The organism is Gilliamella apicola (assembly GCF_003202915.1).
Taxonomy (GTDB): Bacteria; Pseudomonadota; Gammaproteobacteria; order Enterobacterales; family Orbaceae; genus Gilliamella; species Gilliamella apicola_Q.
In genome coordinates, this window is the sequence record NZ_QGLP01000009.1 from 72,119 (window position 1) to 86,807 (window position 14,689).

General features: G+C 35.0%; 14 protein-coding genes. 6 read left to right on the plus strand and 8 right to left on the minus strand.

What is annotated here, in order from left to right:
* Positions 1-9 precede the first annotated feature (9 nt).
* Genes DKK79_RS13005 through DKK79_RS13020 form a run of 4 tightly spaced genes read right to left on the minus strand, consistent with a single transcriptional unit; the run spans position 10 to position 5,067 of the window.
* Positions 10-1,650 carry an ABC transporter ATP-binding protein gene (locus DKK79_RS13005; RefSeq protein WP_110424443.1) on the minus strand — a complete coding sequence of 547 codons (1,641 nt, stop codon included), beginning with the start codon at positions 1,648-1,650 and terminating at the stop codon, positions 10-12.
* Positions 1,647-2,477, minus strand: coding sequence for an ABC transporter permease (locus DKK79_RS13010; protein WP_110424444.1), 831 nt, complete (start codon positions 2,475-2,477; stop codon positions 1,647-1,649). Before DKK79_RS13010 ends, DKK79_RS13005 begins: the two co-directional genes overlap by 4 nt.
* Positions 2,478-2,479: 2 nt before the next feature.
* The gene (locus DKK79_RS13015; protein ID WP_110424475.1) at positions 2,480-3,454 is read right to left on the minus strand and encodes an ABC transporter permease; all 975 of its coding nucleotides are present in this window, start codon (positions 3,452-3,454) and stop codon (positions 2,480-2,482) included.
* 17 nt (positions 3,455-3,471) lie between these two features.
* Positions 3,472-5,067, minus strand: coding sequence for an ABC transporter substrate-binding protein (locus DKK79_RS13020; RefSeq protein WP_110424445.1), 1,596 nt, complete (start codon positions 5,065-5,067; stop codon positions 3,472-3,474).
* A gap of 344 nt (positions 5,068-5,411) precedes the next feature.
* Here DKK79_RS13020 and adhP point away from each other — a divergent pair, with 344 nt between their 5' ends.
* Positions 5,412-6,443 carry an alcohol dehydrogenase AdhP gene (gene adhP / locus DKK79_RS13025; protein WP_034884452.1) on the plus strand — a complete coding sequence of 344 codons (1,032 nt, stop codon included), beginning with the start codon at positions 5,412-5,414 and terminating at the stop codon, positions 6,441-6,443.
* A 172-nt stretch (positions 6,444-6,615) separates the two neighbouring features.
* Positions 6,616-8,064: an APC family permease gene (locus DKK79_RS13030; RefSeq protein WP_110424446.1), complete on the plus strand. Its 1,449-nt coding sequence runs from the start codon at positions 6,616-6,618 to the stop codon at positions 8,062-8,064.
* Positions 8,065-8,140: 76 nt separating this feature from the next.
* Here the strand turns inward: DKK79_RS13030 and rimL are convergent, their stop codons facing one another.
* From rimL to DKK79_RS13050, 4 genes are all read right to left on the minus strand, one after another.
* Positions 8,141-8,686: a 50S ribosomal protein L7/L12-serine acetyltransferase gene (gene rimL / locus DKK79_RS13035; protein WP_110424447.1), complete on the minus strand. Its 546-nt coding sequence runs from the start codon at positions 8,684-8,686 to the stop codon at positions 8,141-8,143.
* A gap of 173 nt (positions 8,687-8,859) precedes the next feature.
* Positions 8,860-10,221, minus strand: coding sequence for a PTS ascorbate transporter subunit IIC (locus DKK79_RS13040; protein WP_110424448.1), 1,362 nt, complete (start codon positions 10,219-10,221; stop codon positions 8,860-8,862).
* A gap of 15 nt (positions 10,222-10,236) precedes the next feature.
* Positions 10,237-10,509, minus strand: a complete 273-nt coding sequence (locus DKK79_RS13045; RefSeq protein WP_110424449.1) for a PTS sugar transporter subunit IIB — start codon at positions 10,507-10,509, stop codon at positions 10,237-10,239.
* Positions 10,510-10,540: 31 nt separating this feature from the next.
* The gene (locus tag DKK79_RS13050) at positions 10,541-10,984 is read right to left on the minus strand and encodes a PTS sugar transporter subunit IIA (RefSeq protein ID WP_110424450.1); all 444 of its coding nucleotides are present in this window, start codon (positions 10,982-10,984) and stop codon (positions 10,541-10,543) included.
* A gap of 314 nt (positions 10,985-11,298) precedes the next feature.
* Here DKK79_RS13050 and DKK79_RS13055 point away from each other — a divergent pair, with 314 nt between their 5' ends.
* From DKK79_RS13055 to DKK79_RS13075, 4 genes are all read left to right on the plus strand, one after another.
* Positions 11,299-12,330 (plus strand): LacI family DNA-binding transcriptional regulator, encoded by a 1,032-nt coding sequence (locus DKK79_RS13055; RefSeq protein ID WP_110424451.1) that lies wholly within the window; start codon positions 11,299-11,301, stop codon positions 12,328-12,330.
* A gap of 145 nt (positions 12,331-12,475) precedes the next feature.
* Complete coding sequence (locus DKK79_RS13060) at positions 12,476-12,874, plus strand: hypothetical protein (protein ID WP_110424452.1); 399 nt, start codon at positions 12,476-12,478, stop codon at positions 12,872-12,874.
* A 365-nt stretch (positions 12,875-13,239) separates the two neighbouring features.
* Positions 13,240-13,827 carry a hypothetical protein gene (locus tag DKK79_RS13070; RefSeq protein ID WP_110424454.1) on the plus strand — a complete coding sequence of 196 codons (588 nt, stop codon included), beginning with the start codon at positions 13,240-13,242 and terminating at the stop codon, positions 13,825-13,827.
* 188 nt (positions 13,828-14,015) lie between these two features.
* Positions 14,016-14,606, plus strand: a complete 591-nt coding sequence (locus tag DKK79_RS13075) for a hypothetical protein (RefSeq protein ID WP_110424455.1) — start codon at positions 14,016-14,018, stop codon at positions 14,604-14,606.
* The last annotated feature ends 83 nt before the right edge of the window (positions 14,607-14,689 follow it).

A 14,689-nucleotide genomic window follows, 5' to 3' on the forward strand; every position in this document is an offset into this window, starting at 1 on the left:
ATTCACTCCTTAAATATGAATAGCGGGAGACATGTCAATTAATCGATGTGGGTTCCATCCTTTGCCTGGAACCGCATCAAGAAGATCTTTAGTGTAAGGCGCAGTCGGATTTAGAAAGACTTGAGAGGCAATACCTTGCTCAACGATTTTGCCAGACTTCATTACGATTATATGATCACAAATTTGTGCCGCCACTCGCAGATCATGGGTAATAAATAAAACCGTTAAACCGAGCTGTTTACGTAGTTGGGTTAGTAGTTCGAGAACTTGTGCTTGCACTGAAACATCCAGAGCTGATACGGGCTCATCAGCAATCAATATTTTCGGCTCTAATGCTAATGCTCGAGCAAGGCCAATTCGTTGTCTTTGTCCACCTGAGAATTCATGAGGATAACGGTTTAACGCCTCACTGTCTAATCCCACCATGTTGAATAACGCTTTTGCTTTCTCTATAGCTTGTTGTTTCGTTATTCCGTGAAGTATTGGTCCGATAGTCACTTGATCGCCGACTTTTCGACGTGGGTTTAATGACGCATAAGGATCCTGAAAGACCATCTGAATATGGCGTGAATAGTGTTTAAGTTTTTTCCCTTTTAAATTGGCTATATCGACATTTTCAAAGTTGATTTGCCCGTTGTCTATTTCTAATAATTTAATAATGCATCTGGCTAATGTTGATTTGCCTGAACCGCTCTCTCCTACAATACCTAAAGTGCTGCCTCTATGTAGTTTGAAACTCACATTATCAACTGCATAGGTCGTTCGTCGATTTTGCTTGAAAAAACTATGGTTATGATAGGTTTTTGATAGGTTGTTTACTTCAAGAATAATCTCTTTGTTAATCCGACGAACATCACCGGGAGTAAGGGGAGGCACTGCGGCTATTAACGCTTGAGTATAAGGATGTGTTGGCGCGTTTAATACTTCATTAGCAAAACCCTGTTCGACTAGCTTTCCTTGTTGCATTACCGCAATGCGAGTGGCGATATCGGCAACCACACCAAAATCGTGCGTAATAAATAATACCGCAGTACCTTTACGTGATTGTAGTTCGCGAATCAGTGCTAAAATACAAGCTTGGGTTGTCACATCTAAAGCTGTTGTTGGTTCATCAGCAATTAAAATAGCGGGTTCTAATGCCAACGCCATGGCAATCATGGCGCGTTGACGTTGACCGCCAGAAAGTTGATGCGGATAAGCTTTAGCCACCGATAAAGGATTCGGCATTTGCACATCCGTTAATAATGAAATAACTTTTTGGTTAATCTCTTGTTTACTCAATTTAGTGTGTATTGTGAACATTTCACTAATTTGCTTGCCAATGGTTTTTAATGGATTGAGTGCCGTCATAGGATCTTGAAAAACCATACCAATATGCGCACCACGAATTTTACGCATTTGTTCCTCATTGTAAGTGAGTAAGTTGTCACCATTGAAATCGATCTCACCTTGAGATGCTGTAACACCATCAGGTAGTAATCCCATTATTGCATTAGACAATAAAGATTTACCGGAACCACTTTCACCAACAATACATAAGATTTCATTAGCATAGAGATCGAGTGATACATCATTAACCGCATATTTTCGATCGGCACCCTGAGGTAAAGTTATAGTTAAATTTTTAATAGATAGTCTTTTTCGATTCATCGTTTTTTTAACCTCGGATTGAGTGCATCGTTTATCCCTTGACCCACTAATGAAGCCGATAAAACGGTTAATAATATTGCGATGCCGGGAATAGCTGAAACATACCATTGTTGGCGTAATACTAGCCGTCCATTGCCAACAAGATTCCCCCATGATGAGATATTGGGGTCGGAAAGATTCAAAAAGGCCAACGCGCTTTCCATTAATATCGCGGTTGATAAAATAACACTGGCATACATAATTACTGGTGGTAGTGCATTAGGTAAGATCTCTTTAAACATCAATCTTGTTGAGCTCATTCCTATGGTTTTTCCTGCCTGTACAAATTCACGATTGCGTAATGATAAAAATTCGGCTCGTGTTAATCTGGCAACTGGTGGCCAAGAGACCACACCAATTGCAATTATTACAATATTGATCGTTGAACCAAATACTGCTACACCTACTAATAATAGTAAAAAGTTAGGTAGAATTTGGAATGCCTCTGTCAGGCGCATCAGTATGTCATCAATCCATCCACTATAAAATCCCGAGATAGCACCAATCACCACACCTATAATAATTGCGATTAGAGTAGAGACGAGACCAATAATAAGTGATACTTTTGCACCATGAAAAAGTTGTGCCGCAATATTTCGTCCCGCCTGATCGGTACCAAGAATAAATTTAGGATTGACGAAAGGCCATTGCAATGGTCGGCCAGCTAAGCGAAGGGGATTCCCGGGAAAAAACCAATCGGCAGTTAAAGCAATGAAAATAATTAATAGTAGTAAAATTGTGCCAACTCTTGCGATTGGACTACGGAAATAATCTTTTAATATCGCCATCTTTAATGTCCTGTAATGCGTGGATCGAGTTTTGCGTAAAGCATGTCGACAATAAAATTAATAATGATAACGAGTATTGCTGAAACAAATACGACGCCGAGTAAAGTATTTAGATCTCTTTGGACAACGGAATCATAGGCAAGGCGCCCCAATCCCGGAATAGCAAAGATTGTCTCAATAACAACTGAACCACCTAACATGGTGCCAGCTTGCAAACCGATTAAAGTGATCATTGGTAACATAGCGTTACGTAGAATGTGATTAACTAATATTTTGCGACGACTCAATCCTTTTGCTTTAGCCGTTTTAACAAAGTCTAAGGTTGACACTTCAAGCAATGAAGCGCGCATAATGCGTAAATAGATAGCTAGGTAGACTAAGGCTAAGGTTGTAGTCGGTAAAATTAAATACCAAGCAATATCAACAATTGCAGCCATACCGGTTAGCGATTCGCCAATACTGCCAAATCCACTGGGTGGAAGCCAATTCAAATAAATGGAAAAGACGACAATTCCCATTAAAGCTAACCAAAATGATGGTGTGGAGTAGAATATAAGTCCTAATATTGAAATTAATGTATCTGGCCAACGGTTCACTTTTTGGGCGGATAAAATGCCAAGAATTGTTCCAAAGGTAAATGCTAATAGCATAGCGCAACCCATTAATAATAATGTAGCCGGTAAACGTTCTAAAATCATATGACTTACTGGCTTGTTATATATGGCTGACTGCCCTAAATCCAGATGAACTAATCGCCATAAATAGTTAATTAATCTCGAACTTGTTGATTGATCAAGTTCATAATGATGGCGCATTTCATCAATAACACTTGACTCAGCGCCACCGATTTGGGCAAGCAAAGCATCGACTGTATCGCCAGGTGCCAATTGTAATAATAAAAATAGCGCTATTAGAATGATCACCAGTGCTGGAATGGTGGTTAATAGTCGTCTAAATGCTAGAGTGAGAATATGCAACATCATTTCACCTTAACTTAGTGTTCTATCCATACATCAAACCAGCTACTTGATGGCCAACGTGCAGTATTATGATGATTGTGAACTTTGGTACTAACCACAGAGATAAATTCACGTTCTGTAGCAAACCAGAGAGGTAGTTCGCGATTAACAATATCCACTAATTGAACATAAAGCGCTTTACGTTTGACTGGATCTATTTCAGTAGCGGCATTATCGATTAATTGGTCAACGGTTTCTGATTTCCAACCATATTGATTTGTCCAAGGAGCACCATCAGGGCTACCAGAACGTAACCAAACAGTTGTCGATACAGCTGGATCGCCTCTATATTGGTGCCAACCCGTTGCAATATCAAAATCGTGAGCTTTATAAACGGCATTCAACGCACCAGCAGTGTCAAGATTAACGATAACTACATTAATTCCGACTTCAGCTAAAGATTGTTGGATGAAAGTTGCAAAAAGTGGTACATCTTCACCATTATTGATGTGGACTAATTTTAAGTTGAAACGTATACCATCAGTTTTTCGTTGATAACCCGCTTCATCTAATAATTGTTCAGCTTTTTCTCTATCAAAAGGATAAATAATTTTACTGTCCTTAGGATAAAAAGCGTTTGAGGATGGAATAATACCGGTTGCTGGTTTGCCAAATCCATATAAAAAATCATCAGTAAAGAATGGAATATCGAGTGATTGAACAATTGCTTTGCGGACATTCAAGTTAGCAATGATTGGGTTGCGGAAGTTAAATTCTAAGGTATTATTGAAAATATTTGCTTGAGAACCTTTTGTTAATACTTCGAATTTTGCGTTCTGCTTGAATCGATTAATATCGGCAAGGCTGAGTTTTGAGTAACTACTTAAATCAATTTGTCCACTTTCAAGCGCCGCTGACGCTGAAGAATTATCGTCAATAATGCGCCAGATTATTTTATCCAAATAAGGGTAGCCTTTTCGCCAATAATCTGGATTACGTTCAACGATAATATGTTGTCCGCGTTGATATTCAATGAACTTGAATGGTCCAGTGCCAACAGGCGCTGTGTTATAAGGATTATTTAATACATCGGTTCCTTCATATAAATGTTTGGGAACCACATAACCAAGATCCACTAAGGCTCTTAATAGTAAATCTAATGGCATTGGTCGAGAATAATTGAAGACTACAGTATAGTCATCAGGGGTATCGACAGAAGTTAGATTAAGTTGTAATGCTGTTGAAAAATTTAATCTTTTTTTCCAAAATTCAAGTGCATTATATTTAACATCTTGTGATGTGAATGGTTTACCGTCATGCCATTTAACCCCTTCACGTAATTTAAAAGTTATTGTTTTTCCATCTGCTGATGATGTCCATGAGGTAGCCAGTACTGGAACAACTTGACTATCTGCATCAAGATCGACTAATGATTCAACTACTTTTCCCGATACTTCGTAAACACCAGTTGAGGCTCGTAACGCTGGGTTGAGCACTCTTTGTTCTCCGGAATAATGAACGACTAATGTCCCACCGTGTTGGGGTGTTTTTTCATCAGCCATTGAATAAAAGGGCAACAAAATTGAGAATAGTCCTATAATAAATGTCTGTTTAATATTAAATAATTTCATGCATGCTCCTTACAATTATTGCCACCACATTTTAGATATTAATAAATTTGAAAAAAATAGGAGTTAACTATAAAAATTTTTAGTAAAGATGATAAATGCCGATATCGCATATTTATATTACTTTTAGTTATATATTTAGTTATGAGGTTAATTGACCGCTCCTTATAACTATTAATTATCTGTTTTTATGTGTTGTTGAAATTTAAAAACTGCGAATAGGTACAAAATGAAAAATAATTCTCATTTTTATTGATAAATGTGAAATAACGCATATTTTTTCTAAATAAATAGGCTAAAATAACATCAGTTATATTTTCAAATTGTAATTATTTTAGGAGAAACAGATGAAAGCTGCAGTTATTAGACAAGAATGCGATGGTCAAGTCGAAATTAAAGATATTCCAGTTCGTCCATTAGAGGCAGGAGAAGCTTTAGTTGAGGTTGAATATTGTGGGTTGTGTCATACCGATCTTCATGTTGCAGCGGGAGATTTCGGTAAAAAACCTGGCCGAGTAATTGGTCATGAAGGTGTGGGAATTGTGACTAAAATTGCCCCTGATGTAAAAAGCTTAAAAATAGGTGATCGTGTCAGTATCGCGTGGTTCCATGCTGGTTGTGGTACTTGTGAATATTGTATTTCTGGTAACGAAACATTTTGTCGTAGTGCATTAAATTCGGGTTATAGCGTAGATGGTGGTATGGCAGAGCAATGTATTGTTAAAGCTGATTATGCGGTAAAAGTGCCTGATGGATTAGATCCAGCACAAGCCACCAGTGTGACTTGTGCTGGGGTAACCACTTATAAAGGCATAAAAGTCGCAGACACTAAACCGGGTCAATGGTTGGCAGTATTTGGTATTGGTGGACTGGGTACTTTGGCTATCGAATATGGTAAAAATGTTTTTAACAATAAAGTGGTAGCAATTAGTAACAGCGATAGCCAATTAGAGTTATGTAAAAAACTGGGTGCTGATTTAGTGGTTAATCCTAAAAAAGTAGCTGATGTTGGAGCCTATATTAAAGAGCATACAGGTGGTGGCGTTCATGGTGCAGTCGTAACTTCGGTTACTAAAACCGCATTTAATCAGGCTATTGGTTCTGTACGTCCATTAGGTCGCGTTGTTGCCTTGGGTCTACCTTCTGAAACAATGGATTTAAGTATTCCTAAGACAGTTCTAGATGGCATCCAAGTTCTCGGTTCATTAGTTGGTACTCGAGAAGATTTAGCGGAAGCATTTCGTTTTAGTGCCGAAGGTAAAGTGGTACCATTAGTTGAAAAACGTCCACTTGAAGATATCAATGACATGATTGACGAAATGAAAGCTGGTAAAATTCGTGGTCGAATGGTTATTGATATGAAAATGAAGAAAAAATAGTAATTATTGATTAATTAACTTATTGAAAGTCAGCTTTGTGCTGACTTTTTTATTGACAGTCATTAATGATTGGAATGCTTTTTTCAGTTTAAAATTAATCTCGCTTGTGTTTTGTAAATAAAGCCCTATCATAGGCAAATTTTGCTTTATTGATCAGTTTAAGAGGTTATTTATGTCTGAACACAATTTAGAGAATAATTTGCGGAAAGATCTTGGTTTAATTTCTGCATTATCACTAGTTGTTGGAATGGTCTTAGGTGCTGGTGCATTTATGAAACCACCGGCAGTATTAGAAGTCGCTGGTGATTATAACTTTGCTTTGTTAGCTTGGATTATTGGTGGTGTCTTTTCAATTTGTGGTGGTTTAACGCTATGTGAACTTGGTGTTATGTTCCCAAAAACAGGGGGCATGCTAGTTTATTTAGAGAAAATTTATGGTGCTAAAGTTTCTCATCTTTATGGTTGGATGATCACCGTACTTTTTGCGCCATCCTTAGTTGGAGCTTTGGTCGGTTATTTTAGCTCGGTATTTTGTTTATTATTTGCTATCAATGATGCCTATCGTATGGCGGTAAGTGCTGGTGTTTTGGGGTTTATTGCCTGTATTAATTCAATTGGCGTAAAGCAAGCAGGATATCTGCAAACGATTGCTACTTTTTGTAAGCTTGTCCCAATCTTGTTGTTAGCCATTTTTGGATTATGGAAAGGGAATGGGCAAGTTGCACTATTTAGTGCTAGTGGTCAAGGTATTGAAACTTATGCGCCATTTGCAGTCGCAATATTGGCAACGCTATTTGCATATGATGGCTGGGCACAAGTTGCATCCGTTGCGGGTGAAATTCGTAATCCATCAAAAGTATTACCTAAAGCAATTATTTTAGGCATAATATTTTTAGTTATTGTTTATGCATGTATTAATATTGCACTATTCAAGATATTTCCGGTACAAGAAATGGTTAAGCTTGGGCATGATGCATCAGCAGTTGCTTCACAGCGAATGTTTGGCCATTTAGGCGGTAATTTAGTTGCTGTTGGTATTATGGTTTCAATTCTTGGTGGTATTAATGGTTATATAATGACATTATCTCGAACCATCTTTAGTATGGGAGAGCGAGGAACCATTATTGGAGCAAAATTCTTAAGTACCATTGATGACGATAGCCGTTCACCAGTGAATGCAATTATAATCTTAGTTGTTTTTTCATTCCTTTATTCAACGCTACTTGATGCTGATCGTTTATCTGAAATTTCAATGTTTTCCATTTGGGTATTCTATTTGTTAACCTTTATTGGGGTAATTATCGCTAGGAAAAAATTTGCTGATACACCAAGACCTTATAAAGTAATTGGTTATCCAGTTATTCCTATGGTCGCTATTTTAGGTGCAGGTTATGTTATATATGGTATGTTAGTTCATCAGACTGTAAATGGGATTGCCTCAATTGTATTAACCTTGATTGGCCTGCCTCTTTATTACTATTTTGATAACAAGAATAAACATATTGAACTTTCACTTGGTGAAGTGAAGAAATATCAATTTAAAACCAAATATATGATTGCGATATCTTCAATTATTATTGTTTCAGGTTTAATCACCTATGGTTATTTTGCGATCAAATAATAGTTAATTTTGATTGTTAGAAAATTATTAATGAAAACCGACTTAGGTCGGTTTTTTTATCAGCAAATAATTAAACTTAATCGACAATCAAACCATAAATATTTTGATCATGAAAAGTTTCATTAATATATTCAGCTTGTTTTAATGTACCTTCATAACTAAAACCACAGCGCTTGGCTAAAGCATTACTTTTCTCGTTATAAACAGTACACTTAATTACAAATCGTCTAATTATTTTTTGCATAGCATAATGCTTTATTAATGCATTGAGCGCCTCGGTCATTACTCCATTGTCTTGCATTGAACCATCTAACCAATAACCGATATAAGCTGTTTTATTATTATTATCAATCTGATTAAAAGAGAGTAAACCAATAGCTTGGCCTTTTAATAAAATGACATAGGTTTTGCTCTCATTCTGTTGATGTTTTAGCCAACAAGAATCTAAAAATAGAGCGGTATCAGCTTGGTTTTTTACAAATTTAGGCCAAGCCATAAATTGGCTAAAGTTCTCTCTATTGGCCACAATAACTTCATAAATATCTGATGCATATTGATTATTTGCAGGCACTAAACAAAGATGTTGATTGACATCAATCGTAGTATTTAGACTATTGGTCATTATTTATTCCTTTAAAAAACCACATTTGTTTAATGATTTTAAACCTATTAGTAAGTCATGTATATTAAATAAACTTTATTACCGATAATTGATTGACTAAAATGTGAGGTGATGAAGGGATAAAATTGCCAGACTAGCAAGCCTGGCCTTTATAAAAAAATAATAACTTATTATTATTCTTTATCTTGTTTAGGTTTTGTTAACGCATTATGTACAACTAATAGAGCAAAAATAGCAATGAAGATCCCCATAATAATATCTTTATTGAACCATTCAGCCATATAGCCAAGGATAATCCCAACACCACAAAAATCTACATCTGAGAAAGTTGTGTTACTAGAAAAGCCAAGTGATCCTAAAATAGGTAATAAAAGTACTGGTAAGAAGGTAACTAATAAGCCATTGGCAAATGCACCAAGCATTGCGCCACGACGACCACCCATAGCGTTACCAAATACCCCAGCAGTTGCACCACAGAAGAAATGAGGGACAACACCAGGTAAAATAAGCACGGCGTTTAGCTGTCCTAGTACAAATAATCCGACTAATCCACCAAGAAAACTAAATAAAAAACCAATTAATACTGCATTGGGTGCATAAGGGAAAACAACTGGACAGTCTAAGGCAGGTTTTGCATTGGGTACTAATTTTTCTGAAAAACCGGTAAATGCTGGGACAATTTCGGCTAAAATAAGTCTAACCCCTTGAAGAATAATAAATACACCTGCCGCAAATGTAATGGCTTCTATAATGGCATAAACTAAATAATTATCGCCTTTACTTAGGTTTGCTTGAATATACTCAGGACCGGCAAATATTGCTAGAATTAAGTAGATAATCATCATAGTTAATGAGATAGAGATTGAACTATCACGTAAAAAACTTAAATTTTTCGGTAAATTCATCTCTTCAGTAGAACGAGAACCTTTACCAAAAGCACAGCCTAGCCAACCAGCTAATACATAACCTAATGTACCAAAATGACCAAATGCAACATCATTGTTTCCAGTTATTTTGCGCATTTGTGGTTGAGCTAAAGCAGGGAAGAATGCCATGATCAAGCCAAGAACTAATGAACCAGTAAATACTAATTGCCAACCTTCAAATCCAGCAACGGTTAAAATAATACTAATCATGCATGCCATATAAAAAGTATGATGGCCGGTTAGAAAAATATATTTTAAGCAGGTGAATCTGGCAACTACAATATTGGCAACCATACCGAAAGCCATAATTAATGCTGTTGCGGTACCATATTTATCCATTGCCATTGAAACGATAGCTTCATTATTAGGTATGATACCTTGAAGTTTAAATGCCTGTTCAAACATTAATCCTAAAGGCGTAATTGCGCTGACTAAAACCGTTGCACCACCACCCAATACTAAAAATCCTAAAATTGTTTTAACCGTTCCTTTTACTGTATCAGTGAATGATTTTCGTTGTGCTAATAACCCAACCATGGCAATTAGACCAACAAGTATTGCTGGCACTTTTAAGATATCAACAACGAATTTAATTACTTCTTGAATCATAGCAATACCTCATAATTAGGCTTTGTTGAAGTGCTCAACGAGTTTTTCTTCTAAATCGTTGATATCAATAATATTATTTAAAACTACCAATTTATCTTGCGGAATGCCAGAACTTGCCGCCAAATCTTTAGTCATCACAAAAAGATCTGCTTGTTCTGGTGTTGCTGAAGCAAGATCTGCATGTGTTACCTCTGCCTCAATATTTAATTTTTTGAGAACTTTTTTGATATTCATTTCTACCATGAAACTGCTACCAAGGCCTGAACCACAAACTGCCATAATTTTCATATTATTTATCCTTTTATTAGTTTAATTTGATTTAATAACGATTGATCACTGTTAAAATTTCGTCACTATTTTTTGCATTGATAATTGTCTGAATATCTTCTGTTTCGGCGAACAATGTTGCTAATTGGGTTAACAATTCAATATGACTAGTACTATCACTAGCGGCCAGTAAAGTAATTAAATAAACAGGGTCATTTTCTTCTGAATTGAAATTGACGCCATTTTTGACAAGTAACATTGATAACCCCAATTTGTTTACTCCTTGTTCTGGTCGAGCATGCGGCATAGCAATGCCAGGAGCTAATACATAGTAAGGACCAATTGATTCATGTAATTGAAAAATAGCATCAATATAGTTAGAAGAGATTGAATTGTTATTAAGTAAAGGGGCTGCACAAATTTTTATTGCTTCTTTCCAATCTTGGACTGAATCAATAGTTTTTACAGTTTGATTAGTTAACCATTGATTTAACATTTTTCCTCCGAAAACCGATTTGGTATATTGTCAATATTACGATAATAGAAAATTAACACATTGGCTAACAATAATAATTTAAAAAAAACAAAAGTGTGATAGCGCTATCATTTTTTCATTAACAATTTTTCAATTTTGTGATTTAGTTAGCATTTTTGATATATAGTTGAAAAAAATTTGCATAGCATAATATTATAATGTTCTTGTTTTATGCTTAACTCTTTTAGTTAATGATTTAACATATTGTAATTATTGGTTTTATGGAATTTAGGAGTATAAATTTAACTACTGGTTAGTTTTACTTGAGATCGAATATGTCGGATACAAAAAAACGCAGGAGTACAGGTCAAATCACTTTATTTGACGTCGCTAAATATGCTGGTGTTGGTACCATGACGGTTTCGCGGGCATTGCGAACGCCAGATAAAGTATCGGATAAACTGCGTCAAAAAATCCAACTAGCGGTTGAGACATTAGGTTATAAACCTAACATTGCCGCTAGTTTGCTAGCCTCAGCTTCTGCCAATAAAGTTATTGCGGTCATTACTACGAAAATTTATGAAGATTCCACACGAATCGCACTCAATTCATTGCAAGCCTATTTACTTAAAGAAGGTTACACCACAATTATCTTTGAATCTTACTCTTTCTATAAGCGTGAATCACAACTGCTGGAAACTATCTATAGTAATAATCTTGAAGCGATATTACTTTTTTATATTGAAGATGATGATTTTATTGAAGATATATTAAACAATAAAACGATTCCTACTTTCAATATTGGTAAATTGTATGATGAAGTGGCAAATATACATATCGAAGTGGATGATAGTTTAGCAATGTGTATGTTGACTGAACATGTAATAAAAAAAGGCTATCGCCATATTGGTTTACTTTGTGCTGAGCACCAATGTCATGTTTTTCAACAAAGGTTACATGGTTGGCATAAAGCTATGTTAAACAATCATTTGCCAACCCATAGAATAATTAATCCGGCAAAACCGGCTAATTTTAGTACTGGTAGTGCATTGTTACCTGATATCTTGTTGAACTGGCCTGAAATAGATGCATTAGTTTGTACTACCGATGAGTTGGCGTGTGGTGTGCTCTATGAATGTCAAAGACGACATATTCGAGTTCCTTACCAATTAGCTGTTTGTGGCTTTGGTGATAGTGAATTTAGTCAAGTAAGCATTCCGACCCTCACGACGATTTCGTTACCGTCAAAGAGAAAAGGGGAGTATATTGGTAACTTATTATTGAATAAATTAACCGATAGAAAGGACAATTCAAATTTCGAATTATCAACACTAAAACCTACCATTTATTCACGAGATAGCTTGTAATTTAACTATAAAAGTCATTGTGTTAAAGGATTCTCTAAGTTTAAATTTACACAATAGTGTGATAATAAAAAGCCTACTCAAATTGAAGTGACCCCATAAAATTGGTCGGCAAAAGAGAATTCGAACTTATTAATGGAAAGAGACGATGAAACTAGTAAAAGCAGAAGAGATTGAATTCTTCTATATATTCCCCGAGGATGATTTAATAAAAGAGGAAACAACATTAATCAATAACCTTACTTTACCCAAGAGCTCAGATTTTCCAAATCTCCCAATGGGTAAGTATGTACCTGAGAAACTTATTAAAACGCTGCAAAATGGCACAGATACACGATTAGCAATTTATACAAAAAGCATACGAAAGGTTCATTCTATAAAAGATTTTTTTTATGCTTATGAAACTCGTTGCCTATTTTGGACTAACAAAGATATTAATTTAAAGGAATTAGATCAGAAAATAAGGGAAGATAGTTACACGATGAAGATTTTCGTAGCGCAATTATCACTCGTTTGCAATATGTATTTTGCCATCGTAATTGTCTAAATAAATATTTAGCTCTTGTTTATGATCCTGAGATATATGAGTTAATGTATTTTCCTATAGCTTTTGCTAAACATAAATCCTATAGTGATTACTTTGTAAAAAAAATTCATATGACAAAAACGCTTAGATGTCCAAATTGTAATGAATCCTTAGGTATCATTGTAGTAAGATTTTTTAATAAAGAAGAAAATCTGCTATTAAAAAAATGTAATAAAACATTATGAAAGTGGCGAAATTAAAGTTTGTAATTATAAATAGAGAAAAACCAAAATTACTAATTAGTCAATGAAAAAGGGTGTCACTTCGTTATGAGACAAAAAAGTAATTAACAAGAGACTATGCGAACTTATTAATGGAAAGAGATCATGAAACTAATAAAAGCAGAAGAGATTGAATTTTTCTATATATTCCCTGAAGACGATTTAGTAAAAGAAGAAACAACATTAATCAACAACCTTATTATGCCAGAGAGCCAAAATTGTTTTAATCGACGAATGGGGGGATATGCCTCAGAACAACTTATTGAAACGTTGCAAAATGGCACGGATACACGACTAGCAATTTTTAAAGTAAACGCGCGATTAGCAACTATTCCTATAAAAAAGGAATATGATGCTTATCAAACACACTGCCTATTTTGGACCAACAAAGATATTAATTTAAAAGAATTAGACCAGAAAATAAAAGATGATAGTTACACCGATGAGGATTTTTGTAGCGCAGTTATCACTCATTTGCAATATGCATATTGTCGTCATTGCCACAATAAATATATAGCGCTTGTTTGTGATGATGAGATCTATATGTCCATGTATATTCCTAGACGTGTACCATTAAGCGATAACTATTATAAAAAAATAGATATGATAAAAACGATTAGATGTCCAAATTGTAATGAATTGATAGGTCTTTTTGTTTTAAGATTTTTTGATAAAGTTGAAGATGGTAATTAATTATAATTGGTATTAAAAACAATATAATCAAACCTTAGGAAAATAAGGAGTTAGTGTTTGTAATTATTTATGGATAAAAACCAAAATTACTAATTAGTCAATGAAAAAGGTATCACGTCATCACGTCGTTATGAAACAAATAAAGTAATTAGCAAGAGAGGACTCGAGCTTATTAATGGGATGAAACCATGAAATTAATAAAAGCAGAAGAGATTGAATTCTTCTATATATTACCTGAAGACGATTTAATTAAAGAGGAAACAACATTAATCAATAGCCTTGTTATACCAGAGAGCCAAAATTGGTATAATCGACGATTGAAAGGATTTGCGTCTAAGCAACTTATTGAAATTATCCAAAATGGTACAGATACACGATTAGCCATTTTGGGGATAAATATACGACCCCCTCTAAAAGATAATTATGATGCTTATCAAACACACTGCCTATTTTGGACCAACAAAAATATTAATTTAAAAGAATTAGACCAGAAAATAAAAGATGATAGTTACACCGATGAGGATTTTCATAGTGCAGTTATCGCTCATGTGCAATATGCATATTGTCGTCATTGCCGCAATAAATATATAGCTCTTGTTTGTGATGATGATATCTATACGTTCCTATATATTCCTATTGCAGTTGCTAAACATGTATCATTTAGAGAATACAGTGATAAAAAATTAGATATGATAGAAATTGGTAGATGCCCAAATTGTAATGAATTGATAGGCATTTATGTTGCGAGATTTTTTGATAAAGTTGAAGATGGTAATTAATTATAATTGGTATTAAAAACAATATAATCAAACATTAGGAAAATTAGAAAGTTAGTGTTTGTAATTATTTATGGATAAAAACC